16 protein-coding genes and 1 tRNA gene are annotated in these 16,536 nt (G+C 66.0%); 9 read left to right on the top strand and 8 right to left on the bottom strand.

Going from position 1 to position 16,536, the window contains the following annotated elements; translation table 11 throughout:
- The first annotated feature begins 350 nt into the window (after positions 1 to 350).
- Entirely contained in the window at positions 351 to 1,529 is a 1,179-nt protein-coding gene (locus tag QZ189_RS05045) for a THUMP domain-containing protein (RefSeq protein ID WP_296416289.1), read from the top strand.
- Between the two features lie 21 nt (positions 1,530 to 1,550).
- On the top strand, positions 1,551 to 2,888 hold the full coding sequence (locus QZ189_RS05040; RefSeq protein WP_296421136.1) for a cation:proton antiporter: 1,338 nt from the start codon (positions 1,551 to 1,553) through the stop codon (positions 2,886 to 2,888).
- Here QZ189_RS05040 and QZ189_RS05035 read toward each other — a convergent pair.
- The gene (locus QZ189_RS05035) at positions 2,854 to 3,264 is read right to left on the bottom strand and encodes a phage holin family protein (protein WP_247479477.1); all 411 of its coding nucleotides are present in this window, start codon (positions 3,262 to 3,264) and stop codon (positions 2,854 to 2,856) included. The two genes, QZ189_RS05040 and QZ189_RS05035, sit on opposite strands and share 35 nt — an antisense overlap.
- Complete coding sequence (locus QZ189_RS05030; protein ID WP_043705108.1) at positions 3,261 to 3,761, bottom strand: DUF883 family protein; 501 nt, start codon at positions 3,759 to 3,761, stop codon at positions 3,261 to 3,263. Before QZ189_RS05030 ends, QZ189_RS05035 begins: the two co-directional genes overlap by 4 nt.
- 91 nt (positions 3,762 to 3,852) lie before the next feature.
- On the opposite strand from QZ189_RS05030, the gene smc reads away from it, so the two are divergent.
- The gene (gene smc, locus QZ189_RS05025) at positions 3,853 to 7,458 is read left to right on the top strand and encodes a chromosome segregation protein SMC (protein WP_296416291.1); all 3,606 of its coding nucleotides are present in this window, start codon (positions 3,853 to 3,855) and stop codon (positions 7,456 to 7,458) included.
- Positions 7,459 to 7,493: 35 nt separating this feature from the next.
- Positions 7,494 to 8,420 (top strand): PRC-barrel domain-containing protein, encoded by a 927-nt coding sequence (locus tag QZ189_RS05020; RefSeq protein WP_247479483.1) that lies wholly within the window; start codon positions 7,494 to 7,496, stop codon positions 8,418 to 8,420.
- Positions 8,421 to 8,429: 9 nt separating this feature from the next.
- Here QZ189_RS05020 and msrB read toward each other — a convergent pair whose 3' ends face one another.
- From msrB to QZ189_RS05005, 3 genes are all read right to left on the bottom strand, one after another.
- A complete protein-coding gene (gene msrB / locus QZ189_RS05015; protein WP_247479485.1) occupies positions 8,430 to 8,831 on the bottom strand; it encodes a peptide-methionine (R)-S-oxide reductase MsrB in 402 nt (133 codons plus the stop codon).
- A 29-nt stretch (positions 8,832 to 8,860) separates the two neighbouring features.
- Positions 8,861 to 10,144 carry a glycosyl transferase gene (locus QZ189_RS05010; protein WP_296416292.1) on the bottom strand — a complete coding sequence of 428 codons (1,284 nt, stop codon included), beginning with the start codon at positions 10,142 to 10,144 and terminating at the stop codon, positions 8,861 to 8,863.
- Positions 10,145 to 10,163: 19 nt separating this feature from the next.
- A tRNA-Leu gene (locus QZ189_RS05005) sits at positions 10,164 to 10,245 on the bottom strand.
- Positions 10,246 to 10,457: 212 nt separating this feature from the next.
- Here QZ189_RS05005 and accC point away from each other — a divergent pair.
- The gene (accC, locus tag QZ189_RS05000; protein WP_010312998.1) at positions 10,458 to 11,810 is read left to right on the top strand and encodes an acetyl-CoA carboxylase biotin carboxylase subunit; all 1,353 of its coding nucleotides are present in this window, start codon (positions 10,458 to 10,460) and stop codon (positions 11,808 to 11,810) included.
- On the opposite strand, the gene QZ189_RS04995 is transcribed toward accC, so the two are convergent.
- Positions 11,807 to 12,091: a YggT family protein gene (locus QZ189_RS04995; RefSeq protein WP_050778398.1), complete on the bottom strand. Its 285-nt coding sequence runs from the start codon at positions 12,089 to 12,091 to the stop codon at positions 11,807 to 11,809. The two genes, accC and QZ189_RS04995, sit on opposite strands and share 4 nt — an antisense overlap.
- Positions 12,092 to 12,228: 137 nt before the next feature.
- Here QZ189_RS04995 and QZ189_RS04990 point away from each other — a divergent pair, with 137 nt between their 5' ends.
- From QZ189_RS04990 to QZ189_RS04975, 4 genes are all read left to right on the top strand, one after another.
- Positions 12,229 to 12,351, top strand: a complete 123-nt coding sequence (locus QZ189_RS04990; protein ID WP_010313012.1) for a photosystem II reaction center X protein — start codon at positions 12,229 to 12,231, stop codon at positions 12,349 to 12,351.
- A gap of 76 nt (positions 12,352 to 12,427) precedes the next feature.
- Entirely contained in the window at positions 12,428 to 13,309 is an 882-nt protein-coding gene (locus QZ189_RS04985) for a Ycf66 family protein (RefSeq protein WP_296421135.1), read from the top strand.
- Between the two features lie 5 nt (positions 13,310 to 13,314).
- On the top strand, positions 13,315 to 13,854 hold the full coding sequence (locus QZ189_RS04980) for a hypothetical protein (protein WP_010313014.1): 540 nt from the start codon (positions 13,315 to 13,317) through the stop codon (positions 13,852 to 13,854).
- Positions 13,851 to 14,333, top strand: coding sequence for a hypothetical protein (locus tag QZ189_RS04975; RefSeq protein ID WP_296416295.1), 483 nt, complete (start codon positions 13,851 to 13,853; stop codon positions 14,331 to 14,333). Before QZ189_RS04980 ends, QZ189_RS04975 begins: the two co-directional genes overlap by 4 nt.
- 7 nt (positions 14,334 to 14,340) lie before the next feature.
- On the opposite strand, the gene QZ189_RS04970 is transcribed toward QZ189_RS04975, so the two are convergent.
- Positions 14,341 to 14,553, bottom strand: a complete 213-nt coding sequence (locus tag QZ189_RS04970) for a chlorophyll a/b-binding protein (RefSeq protein WP_247479494.1) — start codon at positions 14,551 to 14,553, stop codon at positions 14,341 to 14,343.
- Positions 14,531 to 16,522 carry an ABC transporter ATP-binding protein/permease gene (locus QZ189_RS04965; RefSeq protein ID WP_010313017.1) on the bottom strand — a complete coding sequence of 664 codons (1,992 nt, stop codon included), beginning with the start codon at positions 16,520 to 16,522 and terminating at the stop codon, positions 14,531 to 14,533. The genes QZ189_RS04970 and QZ189_RS04965 overlap by 23 nt, the downstream gene beginning before the upstream one ends.
- Positions 16,523 to 16,536: the final 14 nt, after the last annotated feature.

Here is a 16,536-nt window from a genome sequence, read left to right as displayed (position 1 = left end):
TTGAAGGGGCCTCCCAGCCCCCATGGATCATTTGGTTGATAAGGCTGATCTAACCCCATCTCCCTTAATTAGGGTCAGGCAGCCACAGGGGCGGTCTGACGGGAGAAACGAACGATGTTGTTCGCTGTTACGGGTTCGCTCTTACCGAGCAGGCTTCAGTCACCCTCCTCATGCCCCGTCGAAACCATTGCAGCCCCATGAAGTGGAGCTGAGCGGAATCGAACCGCTGTCCGAAACACTGGTGTGAGCCACCTAGTCCGGTCGAGACCGGACCCCCTCATTCTGCAGGGTCAACGCACAATGGGAGAGACCTCCATCGAGGAGGACAACCGCCCCAGTCGATTGAGGTCATGACAGAGGCCTGGCAGCGGCAACCGGTCAAACGCCTCGCCAAGAGCGGCCTGATCCAAGGGATCGCGGTCCTCCCCCAGGGCCTTGAGGAGATTGGCGCCGAAGAGCTCATCAAGCTCGGCGCCAAGCAGGTGCAACCCCTGCGGCGCGCCGCGGCCTTTGAGGCGGACATGGCCTGCCTCTATCGGCTCCATCTGCAATGCCGCTATCCCTTCCGCTTCCTCCGGGAGATCGCGCGGTTCCCCTGCCATGACCGCGAGTCGCTCTACGACGGAATTCAGAACGCCCTGGACTGGGAGCGCTGGCTGCACCCTTCGATGAGCTTCCGCGTGGATGTCAGCGGCAGCAATCCCGGCCTGAGCCACAGCCACTACACGGCGCTGCAGGTCAAGAACGCCGTCGTCGACCTGCAGCGTGACATCTGGGGCGAGCGCTCCTCCGTGGACCTCGAGGAGCCTGACCTCTCCCTCCACGTCCACCTCAACCGCCACGAGGCACGGCTCAGCCTCGATGGCTCTGGCGGCAGCCTCCATCGCCGCGGCTACCGCAGCGCCATGGGCCTCGCCCCCCTCAAGGAAAACCTGGCCGCCGGCCTGATCCGGCTGACGGGCTGGGATGGATCCATCCCCTTGGTCGATCCCCTCTGTGGATCGGGGACACTCCTGATCGAAGCCGCCAGCTGGGCCCTCTCCCAGGCCCCAGGCCTGCATCGCCCCTTTGCCCTCGAGGGCTGGGCGGACTTTGACGCCGAGCTCTGGGACGAGGAGCAGCGCCGGGCCCAATCGCGCGAGCAACCGCTGAGCACGCTGCCGCTGCTGCTGGGCTGCGAACAGAACGCCAGCGTGGCGGAGCAAGCCAGACACAACGCCCAGGCCGCAGGACTCGCTGAAGCCATCACCCTCCAAACCGGCGATTTCCGCACGCTCGCCCTACCCAGCGGCCCGGGGGTCCTGGTCTGCAATCCGCCCTATGGCGAGCGGATTGGTGAACGCGATGAACTCGAGCAGCTCTATGCCGATCTCGGGGCCATGGTGAAAGAGCGCTGCAGTGGCTGGAGCCTCTGGCTCCTCAGCGGCAACCCGGAGCTGACCGGCGCCCTACGCATGAAAGCCAGCCGGCGCATTCCGATCAGCAACGGAGGCATTGATTGCCGCTGGCTCCACTACGAAATCCGTTAAAGCCAGCCCTAGGCTTCTGCCATGAGTCACTGGATCACCCCCCTACTGGCCAGCAGCCAGGGGTTAATGACGATCCCCCTCGAGATTCAACTGCTCTTCATCGGAGCGGTGTATCTGGGCACGCTGATCATCAGCCGCTTCTCGATTCGAATTGGGATTCCCGCTGTTCTTGGGGTTCTCTTCTTAGGCCTGCTGATCAATCTTCAGGTTCTCGATATCCATCCATCCGAGGTCGAACGCCTTCAGACCTTCTCGCTGGCCCTACTGCTGTTTTATGCCGGGCTGAAAACCGACACCCAGGCCATTCGTGGCTTCCTCAAATACGGCCTCGTCCTGGCCATTGCCGGGGTCGCCGTCTCCACCCTGGTCCTGGGTGCTGCGATCGTCTGGCTGACCTCCCAAAGCGGGGCGGCCATCACCCCGGGGCTCAGCAATGCCATCCCCCTGGGGGCAGCCCTTCTCGTGGCCGCCTGCCTGGGTTCCACCGACGCCGGAGCCACCCTCGGGGTCCTGCGTCAGGTCAAACGGCATGTGCCGAAAAATGTTCAAGATCTGCTCGAATTTGAGTCTTCCGTCAATGACCCATCGGCGCTGATTTTGTTCAGCATCGCCGCCAGTCTCTTCAGCGTTGGAGCGCAAGGACAAGCACTCCCGGATGTTGTCATTAGCGGCTTCTCAAGCCTGTTGCAAAAAATCGGTTCCGGAGTCCTGGTGGGCCTGGGATTTGGTTATGTCGCCCGCGTGATGATCAACCGCCTGGTGGTCGACCGGGAGCAACTGCTCATCGTGGCGATCTCCATCGCCTTTATGGATTACGGCTGCACACAAATCCTGGGCGGATCGGGCTTTGTCGCGGTCTATATCACCGGTCTAATGATGACCAATGAGCACTACCAACGCCCCGAGATCAACCACCAAACGATTCAAGAAGTGCTGCTGCCGTTCAACACCATGACGGAGATCAGCATCTTTTTCATCTTTGGTCTACTGGTGAATCCAACCCACCTGCTGCCCGCCCTACCGGCCGGTGTGGCCACCGCCGCGGTCCTGATGCTCGTCGCCCGGCCCCTGAGCGTCCTGATCTTTCAGCGGCTCTCGCCCTTCAGCCTGAAGGAGTCCTTGCTGATCGCCTGGTGCGGCCTACGCGGAGCGGTCCCCCTGGCTCTCTCCTTCAACGTCATGGGCGCCATCCCGCTGTTGCGGGGAGTGCCCAGCGATGCAGCCGCGAGCGTCCTGGCCCAGAACTGCCAGGGGATCGTTTTCATCACGGTGATCCTCAACCTCAGCCTGCAGGGACTCTCCCTGCCGGGCCTCTGCCGCTGGCTCAGCGACCAACCAACGCCCGAGTCGTCTTCGTAAGACCCGCCAAGGTTTCGGGCAGGTAGGGGCCCTTGGTCATCAGGCCACCGATCCGCAGGAACACAGCACTCAGCAGCAGGTTCACCGCCATCAAGCCCAGGGCGGAGTGGATCCAGCTCCAGCCCCAGTTCTGATGCAGCCAGAACAGCAGCGCCACATCGGCCGCCAACCAGGCCATCAACAGCGCCGAGAGGCCCGCCATCAGCAGCACGACCCCGCCAATCAAACGGCGCTTCTCGCGGTCGGCCTCCTTCAGGGCAATCCGGACATGCAGGTCCATCACCGAGGCCACCAACCCCGTGATCCGGGAGGCCGCCTTCAAGGGGACGCCACGCCGCGGCGCGTCCTGCGAAGAAGAGGAGTCGGAGCTGGTCATGACGAACGGCGGCCGGAGAGCAACAGACCGAGCAGTAGCCCCACTCCAGCAGCCAATCCCAAAGCCATCAAGGGGCGCTCCCGCACCGGTTTTTCGATGCGCGGCCGCAAGTTGGCATTGAGGTCATCCAGCAGATGCTCCAGCTGCTCCTCCAGCGGCCGCAGGGAATCCGCCCACTGCTGGGCCTGGTCCTCGCCCACCGTCAGCAGATCCAGCAACTGCTCCTTCACACCGTCACTCGTACGGCCGGTCTGCCGGGCAATCACCTCCACCACCGTGTCCAGGCTGCCCCGCGTGGCCTCCAGGGTGTGACGGGCGACATCTGGCCACTCCCGCTGAATCGTCGGCAGAAACTGCTCAAAGCGCTCCCGGAACAGGCTCGCCACCGGCGAGAGGGGCTCGGTTTCAGGCGCCTCCTCCGGCTCGATCTTGGCCCGCCAGGGCTGCTCCTGCACGGGCTCCTGGGGGACACCGTTGCTGGTCGTGCCTGAGTCCATGGAGCCGTGGGACAGCCACCACACCGTAGTGACCATGCCTTGAAATCGACAGAGGGTCGGCTACCTTTCTGGTGCTCGACGCTCGGGCCTGTTGGTTCACATCAATCAGGTAGAGCTGACCCACTTCAAGTCCTTTGGCGGATCGATGTCGATCCCACTGGACGAGGGGTTCACGGTGGTCACCGGCCCGAACGGCTCGGGCAAAAGCAACATCCTCGATGGGGTCCTCTTCTGTCTGGGCCTCGCCAGCAGCCGCGGCATGCGGGCGGAGCGACTGCCCGACCTGGTCAACAGCTCCAAGCTCAAGCAGGGCAAAGCGGCCGAAACGGTCGTCTCCGTTCGCTTCGACCTGAGCGACTGGCAGCCCGATGAGGCCGAACAGGGTCTCGAGGCACCCGAAGAGGGCCCCTGGATCAAACCCGGGCAAACCGAGTGGACCGTCACCCGCCGGCTGCGCATTGCCCCCGGCGGCACCTACGCCAGCACCTACAGCGCCGACGGCATCCCCTGCAATCTCCAGCAGCTGCAAACCCAGCTGCGGCGGCTGCGGGTGGACCCGGAAGGCAGCAACGTCGTCATGCAGGGCGACGTCACCCGCATCGTCTCGATGAGTTCCCGCGACCGCCGCGGAATCATCGATGAGCTCGCCGGGGTGGCCCTCTTCGACTCCCGCATCGAGCAGACCCGCTCCAAGCTCTCGGACGTGCAGGACCGGGAAGAGCGCTGCGCCATCGTCCAGCAGGAACTGCTGGTCTCCCGGCAAAAGCTGGAGCGGGACTGCGCCAAAGCCCGCACCTACCAGGAGCTGCGGGAGCGCTTCCAGCGGGGCCGGCTGCAGGAGCAGGTGCTCGGGTTCGAGCAGGCCGAGGCCCAGTTCAAACAACTGCAGAGCCGCCAGGAGGCGCTCAAGCGCCAGCAAGAGAACGAGCGCCAGAGCGTCAGCGAAGGTCGAAGCACCCTCGAGACCGCCTCCAAAGCCCTCGACGCCCTGCAGGCCGAGGTCAAAGCCCTTGGGGAAGATCAGCTACTGGCGGTGCAGTCCGAGCTCGCCGGCCTGGAGGCCAGCGCCAGGGAACTCAGCCGCCAAGCGGAGAAACACCAACAGGGCGCCGAGGAACTCCAGCGTCAGCGGATGGAGCTCGGCCGCCAGCAAGCCGACCTCAAGCAGCAGCAAAGCCAGCTCAACAGCGCTGACGATCAGGCCAGCCTGGAGGAGGCCGAAGCGGGTTGCCGCACTGCCGAAGCCGCCGTCGAACTCTCCCGCCGTCGCCTGGGGGAAGTGGCCGGCCGCAGCGGCAGCTGGCTGGAAGAGCAAAAGCAGCGCAGCCGCCAACGCCAGGAGCTCCAGGCCAAGCTCTCCCCGCTGCAGGCCGAACAGCAGCAGCTCGTCGAGCGCCTGCGCCAAGAGCAGGAACGCCTGGGAGAACTGCAGGAGCAACTGCAACAGGACGCCGCCAGCAGCGATGGGGTCTCCAGCTCCCTCACCGCCCTGGAGGACGAGTGGCATCAACTGCTCGATGAGCTCAAGGCCCAGCAGACCCGCGCCCAGGAGCTCGCCGAAGCCCTCGCGCTGCAGCAGCGCACCCGCCAACGGCTCGAGCAGGAGCAGGTCAGCCTGGAGCGAGACATCGCCCGGATGGAGTCCCGGCGGGAAACCATCCAGGAAAGCCGCGGCACCGGAGCCCTGCGCCTGCTGCTCGAGGCTGGACTCGAGGGCATCCACGGCCCCGTCGCCCAACTCGCCGAGGTGGAGGAAGCCCATCGCCTCGCCCTGGAGGTGGCCGCCGGCGCCCGCCTTGGCCAAGTGGTGGTCGATGACGACCGCATTGCCGCCCGGGCGATCGATCTGCTCAAGAGCCGCCGGGCGGGTCGCCTGACCTTCCTGCCCCTCAACAAGATCCGTGGCGGGGGCGGGGCCATGCGCAACGGCGCCGCCTTTGAGCGCGGTGGCGCAGCCGTGGGCGGCGACGGTCTGGTGGGGCGGGCCGTGGAGCTCGTGCGCTTTGAGCCCGTCTATGGCGAGGTCTTCCGCTACGTCTTCGGCGACACCCTGGTCTTCCGGGATCTCGCCAGCGCCCGCCGCGAACTGGGCCGCTGCCGCGCCGTCACCCTCGATGGCGAACTGCTCGAGAAGAGCGGGGCCATGACCGGAGGCAGCCTGCAACAGCGGGGCAATCAACTCAGCTTCGGTGCCGCCAGCGACGCCGACGAAGCCGAACCCCTGCGCCGGCGTCTGCTGGAGCTCGGGGAAACCCTGCTGGCCAGCAAGCGCAAGGAATCCGAGCTCGGACGGTCCCTCGAAGAACTGCGGCCGCAGCTCAGCCGGCTGGAGCAACGCAAGGCCGCCCTGGACGCCGAGCGCACGGCCGCCCAACGGGCCAGCGGCCCGCTGCAGGAACGCCGCAATCAGCTCAGCGCGCGGATCAAGCAGATCGAGACCGACCTGGGCGGCGGGCAGCAGCGCCTGCAGGCCATCGCCACGGAACTCACCCCGCTGCAGCAAGCCCTGCAGCAGCTGGAGGCCAGTGAAGCCAGTGCCCAAGCCAGCGGCGACAGCGAGCGCTGGCAGGGCCTGCAGCAGGAACTCGAGGCCGCCGATGCCGCCCTGACCCAGGCCAGACAGGAACGCGACAACCTGCTGGCCGCCCGCCGGGAGAGGGGACTGGCCGCCGAGCGGGTCAGCAGCCAACTCCAAGCCCTGGGCGGGGAAGAGCAGCGGCTCGCCCAGGCCGTCAATGCCCTGATCGCTGAGCGCACCCAGTGGAAGGAGCAGCAGCAGGCCGATCAACAGAAGCGCAGCGCCCTCGAGGCCAAGCAGCAGGAGCTGCAAACCCGCTTTGGTGAGCGGCGCCGCGCCCGCGACGAAGCCGAGGCCCAACTCGCCAAGCAGCGCCAGGCCCTGCAACAACAGGAATGGGAACTGCAGCGCCTGGGCGAGGAACTCCTGGCCCTGGCCGAGGAGGAGCGCAGCAGCGGCGGCCGGCTGGAGCAGCTGCAACGGGAGCTCCCCGATCCCCTGCCTGAGATCCCCGAGGAGGTGCGCGAGAACGGCCTCGAGGCGCTTCAGGCCGAGCTCAAGAGCCTGCAGCAGCGCATGGAGGCCCTCGAGCCGGTCAACATGCTTGCCCTGCAGGAGCTCGAAGAACTCGAGACGCGGCTGGCGGACCTGCAGGAGCGCCTCGACGTCCTCTGCAAAGAACGCGAGGAGCTACTGCTGCGCATCGAAACCGTGGCCACCCTGCGCCAGGAGGCCTTCATGGAGGCCTTCAACGCCGTCGATGAGCACTTCCGCGACATCTTTGCCGGCCTCTCCGACGGCGAGGGCTTCCTGCAGCTGGAAAACCAGGAGGCTCCCCTCGAGGGCGGCCTCAACCTGGTGGCCCACCCCAAGGGCAAGGCCGTGCGCCGCCTGGCCTCCATGAGCGGCGGCGAGAAGTCCCTGACGGCCCTGAGCTTCCTCTTTGCCCTGCAGCGCTTCCGCCCGTCGCCCTTCTACGCCCTTGATGAGGTCGACAGCTTCCTCGATGGCGTGAACGTCGAGCGGCTCGCCGCCCTGATCGCCCAGCAGGCCGATGCCGCCCAGTTCCTGGTGGTCAGCCACCGCCGTCCGATGATTGGGGCCGCCACCCGCACCATCGGTGTGACCCAAGCCCGCGGGGCCCACACCCAGGTGGTGGGATTACCCCCGGCGGCCTAACCAAGCTCCGACAGGTTTTCGGTCACAATGCGCCCATGACAAGCACTCCACCCGGAAGCGACCCAGCGGCCACCCCCAGCGACCGCCTCTGGCTGCGCTCGGAGCTCATGGGCACCCAGGTGATCACCCGGGACACCGGCCGGCGTCTGGGTGTGGTGGGCGAAGTTGTGGTGGATATCGACCGCCGCGAGGTGGTCTCCCTGGGCCTGCGGGACAACCCGCTCACGCGTTTTCTGCCGGGCCTGCCCCGTTGGATGCCCCTGGAGAGCATCCGCCAAGTGGGCGATGTGATCCTGGTGGATTCGGCTGACTCCCTCTCGGAGAACTTCGATCCGGACCGTTATTCCCGGGTGATCAACTGCCAGGTGATCACCGAATCCGGGGAGCAGCTGGGCCGCGTGCTGGGCTTCAGCTTTGACATCGAGACCGGCGAACTCACCACCCTGGTGCTCGGAGCCGTTGGTGTCCCGCTGCTCGGCGAGGGGGTGCTCAGCACCTGGGAGCTGACCGTTGAAGAGATCGTCAGCAGCGGTCCCGATCGGATCATTGTTTATGAGGGCGCCGAGGAGAAGCTCAAGCAGCTCGGCACCGGCCTGCTCGAAAAGCTCGGCGTCGGTGGCCCCAGCTGGGAGCAGGAGGAACGCGAGCGCTATCGCCTGAACATGGTTCCCGTCGAGAACCAACTGGCCGCGGGGCAACCCACCGCCCAGGAGGAGCAGCGCCGCATCGAGCCGGCCACCAACCGCCGCTTCGAACCGGAAGAGGACTACGACTACGTCGAGGTGGAGCAGCGCCGCGAACGCGAGCCCCTGCGCCAGCGCCGCTATCTCGATGAGGAGCCCGCACCGCGCCGCTATGTGCGCGATGAGTCCCCCCTGGACGTCGAGCCCTATGAGCCCTTCGACGAGCGGGCACCCCTGCCGCGGCGGCGGGAGCCCTCCGGCGGCGGCGATCCCTGGTGAGGGAAGGGCCTAGCCCTTCTCCTCCTCAAAATTCAGGGACGCGGAATTGACGCAGTAGCGCAGCCCGGTGGGCGTGGGGCCGTCATTGAAGACGTGACCCAGGTGGGCATCGCAGTTGGCGCACTTGATCTCGGTGCGGACCATGCCGTGGCTGGTGTCCGAGTGGGTGCTGATGGCGCCCTCCTTGGCCCCATCCCAGAAGCTCGGCCAGCCGGTGCCGGAGTTGAACTTGGTCTCAGAGCTGAACAGCTCACTGCCGCAGCAGACGCAGCGGTACATCCCCTTGGCCTTGTTGTCCCAGTAGATCCCGGTGAAGGCCCGCTCGGTCCCGCCCATGCGGGCCACCTGGAACTGCTCAGGGGTGAGCTTCTCGCGCCATTGCTCGTTGTCGTGCTGGGCGGCGTCAGCCATCGCTTGGAAGCCTGGGAAACCCGCTCAAACTAGGCAGCGCCAGCAGAAGGCGGCGGCAGCAATTCCCGCACCATCCCAGCCAGAGCCGCCACGGCCCCGGGCTGCCCCCGCAGGCTGCGCAGGTCCTCCCGCATCCCCTCCAGGCGCTGCGGATGGGCCAACCAATCGGCGGCCTCAGCGGCGATCTCCTGGGGTGTGATCGCCCCGACCCGCTCGGGCACCACCTGGCGGCCTGCGGAGATATTGGGCCAGGCCAAGAAGCCGTGGTTGCGCATCCGCCAGGCCGTCAAGGCCGCCCCCAGCAGCCAACGCAAGAAGGGCAGGCGGGCCAGGATTCCAATGCCCCCATCCCAGGCCTGCATCACATGCAAGTGCTGGGTCGGCACCAGCACGATCATCGGCACCCCCAGGGCACCCAACTCCGCGGTGTTCGCCCCGACGGTGGTCAAGGCCAGTTGGCATTGACTCAGCACCCCGTGGGCTGGCTGCTCCTCCACCAAGCGAATCCGCGAGCCAGCGGGGGTCACCAAGTCAGAGCCCTCCAGCACCGGCTCACCCGAGCCGTAGTGCTGCGCGATCGGATTCGCCGCACTGCCGTAGGCCAGCAACTCCTGAACACTGGTGGTCGGAGCCACCGGCAGCAGAAAGCGGATACCCGGCCGCTGGGCCGCCAGACGATCAGCGGCCTCCAGCAAAAACGGCACGCCCACCTGCAACTTGGCGCGTTTGGAACCGGGCATCAACGCCACCCATTCCCCCTGGGGCAAGGGGCGCTCCGAGCGCGCGGCCTCCGAGAGATCCGCCATCAGGTCACCGACCACCTGGCAGCGGGGTTGCCAACGCCGCGCCAGGCGATCCGCCGCCGCCGGCCCCATGGCCGCAATCCGGTCGTTCCAGCGGGGCCAGCGCGCCACCCATTCGGCATAGGTGATGTGGCGATAGCCCAGGCGCGCTGAGAGCAGCACGGTCCAGAACTGATCGCCCCCGAGGAACACCACAACGCCACGACGGGGCCAACGGCCCAAGCGCTGGGGCCTGAGCAACAGACTCCAGAAGCGCTTGGCCGGACTGATCCGCTCAAACAAGCCCATCCGATCCGCCACCTGGTGCTCAATGCCCGTGGCATTGGGGCAGGGCACCAAGACCAACTGCAGGGCCATCGGCGCCCCAGGCGTCAGGGGCCGCAGGGGCAACTCACGGTGCAACCGCTGGGCCAGGGGCCGCACCCAGGTGGCCAGCTCACCAGGTCCATTGCAGACCAGGACGATGCAGGCATCGCCGTGTGGATTGGGCTCAGCGGCGGCAGGCTTCACGCTGCGGAGCTCTGAACGATGCGGATGGCGAGACTTGAACTCGCAAGACCGAAGTCACACGCCCCTCAAACGTGCGTGTCTACCAATTCCACCACATCCGCGTGGTAGTGAGCGTCCAAGCCAAAACGAAGTCCTGGTCTGGAATCTCGGGGGGAGTCCACCACCGAAAAACGGTGGCGTGAGGGGTGCAGCACTGATGCACTGCCCAGGCAATATACCCATCGCCTGACCCCGCCCAGCAAGGGGATGGGCCCAGTCATCACTGATACAGTCCACCCGGCCCGCCCTGCCGGATTCGCCGGACTGCCACTGGATGCCCATCGGCAAACTGCTGATCGCCAACCGCGGCGAAATTGCTCTTCGGATCCTGCGCAGCTGCCGGGAATTAGGAATCCCCACCGTCGCCGTCTACAGCACGGTCGACCGCAACGCCCTGCACGTCCAGCTCGCTGATGAAGCGGTCTGCATCGGCGATGCACCCAGCAGCAAGAGCTATCTCAATATCCCCAACATCCTGGCGGCCGCCACCTCCCGGGGTGCCGATGCGATCCACCCCGGATACGGCTTCCTGGCGGAAAACGACAAGTTCGCCGAGATCTGCGCTGACCACGGCCTGACCTTTGTCGGACCCTCGCCGGACTCCATCCGCTCGATGGGCGACAAGTCCACGGCCAAGGCCACCATGCAGAAGGTGGGCGTTCCCACCATCCCCGGCAGTGAAGGGCTGCTGGAGAACGTGGATGAAGCCAGGACCCTGGCGGAATCCATGGGCTATCCCGTGATGATCAAAGCCACCGCCGGTGGCGGTGGCCGCGGGATGCGCCTGGTCCCCTCAGCGGACCAACTCGACAACCTCTTCAAGGCCGCCCAGGGCGAAGCGGAAGCCGCCTTTGGCAACCCCGGCCTCTACATGGAGAAATTCATCGACCGGCCCCGGCACGTCGAAGTGCAGGTGCTGGCCGACCGCCACGGCAACGTCGTCCACGTCGGAGAGCGGGACTGCTCGATTCAGCGGCGCCACCAAAAACTGCTGGAAGAGGCCCCCAGCGTCGCCATCAATGCTGAGCTGCGTCGCCGCATGGGAGACGCAGCGGTCGCGGCAGCCCGCACCATCGGCTACGAGGGCGCCGGCACCGTGGAGTTCCTGGTGGATCGCACCGGCAACTTCTATTTCATGGAGATGAACACCCGGATCCAGGTGGAGCATCCCGTCACCGAGATGGTGAGCGGGGTCGACCTGATTGCCGAGCAGCTGCGGATCGCCGGCGGCGAGCCCATCTCCTTTAGCCAAGAGGAGATCAAACTCACGGGCCATGCGATCGAGGTCCGCATCAACGCCGAGGACCCGCGCCAGAACTTCCGGCCCGCCCCCGGCAAGATCACCGGCTGGCTTCCCCCCGGCGGCCCAGGCGTCCGTTTCGATAGCCACGTCTACACGGGCTATGAGATCCCACCCTTCTATGACTCCCTGATCGGCAAGCTGATCGTCTGGGGTAAGGATCGCGACCACGCCCTCAAGCGGCTCAAGCGCGCCCTGGCGGAATGCGCCGTCACCGGCATTCCCACCACGATCGAATTCCACCTGCAATTGCTGGAGCGCCCGGAATTCATCTCCGGCGACGTCCACACCAAGTTCGTGGAGCAGGAGATGCTGCCGAACGGCTAGGCCGGCAGCACGCTCAGGCGCATCACCATCTGGGTCAAGAGGCCCTGCTGACCCACCAGCAGCTCGCGGATCAGGCTGACCAGTCCGACCCAGATCACCGGGGTGACATCGACGCCGCCAATCGGCGCAATCAGCTTGCGGCTCAGCGCCAGAACCGGCTCAGTCGGGACGGCCACGATCCGCAAGACACCCTGGCTGAGATCGACCTGGGGATACCAGGTCAGGACGATCCGGAACAGGAACAGCAGGGTCCAAGCCGACAGCAACAGGCCCAGGCCCATGGTGAAGGGGGGCAGCACCAGACGGAGCAGTTCCAGGCTGGAGCCATCGGGTCCCGTCACAAAGCTCTAAGCAGCTGCTCCGCAATCGTAGGAAGTTGCCATCACTGCCTAGGATTGCCCGCGGATTCGGCACTGTCATGACCCCTTCCCTCGCCAATTTTCTGAGCAGCCTTGTCTGGGGCGCCGTGATCGTGGTCATCCCTGTGGCAGCCGCCGTGATCCTGATCAGCCAGAACGACCGCGTTGATCGCAAGCTCTGATCCCTCTGCGGGACTGCTGCGGCAGCTGCTGGCCTCGACGCCGGGCCTACAGTGACCTGAAAGGGCAAATCGATCTGTGGTTAACGCCAGCCTGAATTGGGCCAGCATTGTCGGGATCGTGCTGGCCGTCGGCGGGGCTCTCCTCTACTTCATGAGGAGCTTCAAGCCGGCTCTGGCGCGCGACTACGACGTGTTTTTTGCCGCCGTTGGGCTTCTCTGCGGCGGCATTCTCTTTTTTCAAGGCTGGCGCCTTGATCCGATCCTCCAGTTCGGTCAGTTCCTGCTGGCCGCTACCACCGTCTTCTTCGGCTACGAGAGCGTTCGGCTGCGTGGCGTGACGACGGAGCAGGCCCGCCGCTCGTCCTACTTCGACGACGACGAGGAACCCGCGCCCCGGCCCCGCATGGGTGGTGGTCGCGATTTCCGTGATGACGCCGATCGTTTCGACGATCCCCAGCCGCTTCGGCGTCGGATTCGCTCCCGCGACGACAGCTACGGCGAGCGTGAAGAAGACGACTTCTACCGCCCCCGTCGTCCAGCCCGAGCAGCCATCCCCGAGCGGGCCGCCTCCCGCGATGACTGGCAGGGTCAGGACCGATCGGCACGCCCAGCGCGCGAACCCGAACAGTCCGGCCGCTTCCGCGCCGGTGGAGCCCAAGCTGGCTCAGCAGAATTCGGCAGCCGCCGCCAAGGCCGCGAGGAGATGCGCCGCGGCAGCCGCCCCAACAGCCGGCCCGAGGAGATGCCCCGCTCCAGCCGGCGCGGCAGCCCCATGGGCTCCCCCGCTCCTGAAGGCAGCCGCAGCCCCAGCAATCCCGGCGTTCCCCAGGGCGCGCCCTATCAGTCCACCGCAGCGAAACCTGACGCGGACGCCGGAGTGAGTGACGCTGAGTTCCGTCCCGTTCGCCCCGCCGCTGGCGGTGCCCCTCGCGACAACAGCTCCCGTTTCGACGACTGAGGCCCTTGCCCGCCAAAGCGTTGGTGCTGGCTGGCTTGCTGCTGGCCATCGGCGGCTGCGGCCTGCGCCGCCAGAGCGCCAGCCCCCTGGGGCTCAACGGCGCTGAGAACCGCGAACAACCAGCGCTGAGCGGCGATGGTCGCCTTCTGGCCTCCCTGGTGGAGCGCGGCGGGCGCACCACCGTCCTGCTGCAGGAACGGCGGAGCGGCAAAGTTCTGCCCCTGCGCCACCTGAAGCGGCATCAACCCCACAGCTCCCCCTCCCTGAGCTGGAACGGCCGTTACCTCGCCCTGCTGATCCAGCGGGGGGCGCGCCGGGAGGCGGTGATTGAAGATCGGGCCAGCGGAGCACTGCAGCCCCTCTTCCTGCCGGGCAACGCCGAACCCAGGCGGCTCAGCCTGGCCCCCGATGCCCGTCAACTGGCGGTGGAGCTCACCTCCCAGGGCAGCACCCGACTGCAGATCTACGACCTCAGCGGACTGCTGGAGCCGGACCTCGCCCCAGGGCAGCGCGAGAGCGGCGGCGGGCCAGGAGTCGAGCCTTGATCCGTCTTCTGCTCAGTGCTGGCGCGACGCTGCTGCTGCTCAGCGGCTGTGCTGGCGGACGTCTGCGCCCCCTGCCGGGACTGAACCAGCAGCTCAACCAACTGGGGCAGGGCCGGAGCCCCTCGCTGGCCGGGGGATGGCTAGCCCTGATCGCCGCCCGCGGCAATGGGCGCGTGCAGGTGCAGCTGATCGACGTCAACCGCCGCAACCCGGTCCCCTTACCGGGGCTGAATCGCCCCGATGCTCTGCCGATCAGCGTTGCGGTCGATCAAAACGCTGAACGGCTAGCGGTCGTGCGCCAACGGGAGGACCGCACGGAATTGGTGCTCTACAAGCGCAGCCTCCAGGCCACGCAGCTGCTGCCGATGGAGCCCGCCGGGGTTCCGCGCCAGGTCAGCTTCAGTGCCGATGGGCGCGTGCTGGCGGTGGAGGTCAGCCGCGGCGGGCTCTGGCAGATCGATCTCCTGGAGATTCCCTAAGGGAACCTCAGCCCACAAAACCAGCCCAGCGCAGGAAGGTCTCCCCACTGAGCGCCTCGACCACGAGGATCGCCACGAAACCAACCATCGCGAAGCGACCGTTCACCCGCTCGGCGTAACCACTCCAACCAAAGGCAGGAGCGTCGTTGGTGGTGGCGCTGGTCGCAGGGACCTCGGGCGTCTCGGACATCGTCGGATCAGGCTCCTTGGCTGAAGTCATAGCTGGTGGCGGGAATCAGCTTCCATCCCCCCTGGCCATCGAGCTCGAGCACCAGGTCGTGGAAGCTCTTGAGGCTAGGGCGGTGACCCACGCTCACGAAGGCCATCTCCCGTTGGGAGAGCAGCTCATAGAGGTGCTTCTCGGTGGCCACGTCCAAGGCGCTGGTGGCCTCATCCAGCACGACAAAGCGCGGGGAATTCAGCAGCAAGCGGGCGAACGCCAGGCGCTGCTGCTCACCCAGGGACAGCAGCCGCGGCCAGTCCTGCTTGATGTCGAAATCCGGGTAGCGCTGCACCAAGGCCGACAGCCGCACCTCATTGAGGACACTGCGGAGGTGCTCATCGCTGAAGCGCTGGGGCTCCTGGGGATAGCAGAGCTGCTCCCGCAGGCTGCCCAAAATCATGTAGGGCTTCTGGGGGATGAACAGCAACTCCTGGTGGGGCGGGCGCTGGACCTCACCGCGGGCAGCGGGCCAAAGGCCACTGACCAGGCGCAGGAACGAGGTCTTGCCGCAACCGCTGGGGCCCACGACAAGCACCCGCTGCCCCGGCCCCACCTCCAAGCTGAGGTCCTCAATCAGACGCCGATCGCTGTTGGGGGGCACCAGATCCACGTGGCGCACCAACAGGGAACCCGAGGCCCCAGTGCTGGATTGCTCCTCGCTCAAGCGCTGCTGCTCAGCGTTGACCTCACTGATGGCCTCGACCTTGCCCTGGAACCCCTCCAGTCGGCTGATGGACGCTGAGAAGGCCGCCAGGCGATCGATGTTGTTCACGATGAAACTCACCGAGAACAACACCTGGGAGAAAGCAATACCGGACTGGGCAAAGACGCCGAAATCCACCTCCTTGGCGAAGTAAATCGGAGCGATCACCAGCCAGGGCAAAAAGCGAGAGAAGTAGTCATAGGAGCGCTGAATCACGCTGATCAGCGCCTCCCAAACAATCAGCTTGTTGTAGTTCTGAATCGCGCCACCCAGGCGGCGCTCTGCCTCCCGTGATTCCTGCTGTTCACCGCGGTAGAAGGCGATCGACTCGGCGTTGTCCCGAATGTGGACCAGGCCGTAGCGGAAGTCCGCCTCCAGCCTCAACTGGTCATAGTTCAGGGCCACCAGCTTGCGGCTGGCGAAGACGATCACGGCGGTGCCGCCCAGGGAATAAATCAGCAGCCACAGGGCCAGGGTGGAGCTGATCGTCCAGAGCACCACAATGAAGCTCAGGAAGGTCAAGACAGCGGAGACCACCTCAACGCTGACGCTCAGGCTGGTGCCGGTGAAACTCGCGGTGTCCTGGGAAATCCGTTGGTCCGGGTTATCAATCTCTTCAGCCGCCTCATCATTGGGATTGAGGACGTAGTAGGCCCGATTGGTCAGATAGCGGCGCAACAGGCGACCACTGAGCCACTCCCGCCAGAGCAAACCCAAGCGGGGGATCAGATAACTCTGCAGAGCCCGAATCGGCAGGGCCAGCACCAGGCAAAAGGCATAGATCGCGACGATCTGCCAGAACTCCTCGACCTTGTAGGTGACGAGTGCGTTTTCAACGTTGCGGGCGACGTAGCTAATGCCGACGTTGATGCCGTTGATCACCAGGATCAACAGGGTGATCACCCCCAGCAGCACCCAGGGGAGCCAGCGCCCCTGACGCAACTTGCTGCGCAGGGAGACAAAACTGCCGATCCCTGCGGCAAACAGCACCATCAAGATGGGGCCGGCCGGGCTCGCCCAGAGGGCGGCGATCTGCTGGGGAACACCCGGCAGGAAGCGGGCCTGGAACTCGGGGATCAGCGCACCGCTGAGGGCCAGCACCCCGCTGAGCAGCAGCAGGGTGCTGCCGGCCACCACCGCGAGCAGGGCAACGATCAGCAGCAGAAACTGCCAACCGCTGGTCTCCTCGACGGGAAGGAAATAGGGCTGCGCCAGCCGCTGCAGCTTGATGAGCTGACGGCGGAAGGCCTGCAGGGGATTCATGACGGCGTTCAGAT

The sequence above is a fragment of the Vulcanococcus sp. CPBay_Sum15L08_68 genome (genome assembly GCF_017855895.1).
GTDB lineage: Bacteria > Cyanobacteriota > Cyanobacteriia > PCC-6307 > Cyanobiaceae > Vulcanococcus.
The sequence above is the reverse complement of the archived record's forward strand: the minus strand, read 5'-3'. Positions and strand labels throughout refer to the sequence as shown.

Coding starts and splice junctions, on each gene's coding strand:
- QZ189_RS05045 (WP_296416289.1), top strand. CDS start 351: ATGACAGAGGCCTGGCAGCGGCAACCGGTCAAACGCCTCGCCAAGAGC.
- QZ189_RS05040 (WP_296421136.1), top strand. CDS start 1,551: ATGAGTCACTGGATCACCCCCCTACTGGCCAGCAGCCAGGGGTTAATG.
- QZ189_RS05035 (WP_247479477.1), bottom strand. CDS start 3,264: ATGACCAGCTCCGACTCCTCTTCTTCGCAGGACGCGCCGCGGCGTGGC.
- QZ189_RS05030 (WP_043705108.1), bottom strand. CDS start 3,761: ATGGACTCAGGCACGACCAGCAACGGTGTCCCCCAGGAGCCCGTGCAG.
- QZ189_RS05020 (WP_247479483.1), top strand. CDS start 7,494: ATGACAAGCACTCCACCCGGAAGCGACCCAGCGGCCACCCCCAGCGAC.
- msrB (WP_247479485.1), bottom strand. CDS start 8,831: ATGGCTGACGCCGCCCAGCACGACAACGAGCAATGGCGCGAGAAGCTC.
- accC (WP_010312998.1), top strand. CDS start 10,458: ATGCCCATCGGCAAACTGCTGATCGCCAACCGCGGCGAAATTGCTCTT.
- QZ189_RS04995 (WP_050778398.1), bottom strand. CDS start 12,091: ATGGGCCTGGGCCTGTTGCTGTCGGCTTGGACCCTGCTGTTCCTGTTC.
- QZ189_RS04990 (WP_010313012.1), top strand. CDS start 12,229: ATGACCCCTTCCCTCGCCAATTTTCTGAGCAGCCTTGTCTGGGGCGCC.
- QZ189_RS04970 (WP_247479494.1), bottom strand. CDS start 14,553: ATGACTTCAGCCAAGGAGCCTGATCCGACGATGTCCGAGACGCCCGAG.
- QZ189_RS04965 (WP_010313017.1), bottom strand. CDS start 16,522: ATGAATCCCCTGCAGGCCTTCCGCCGTCAGCTCATCAAGCTGCAGCGG.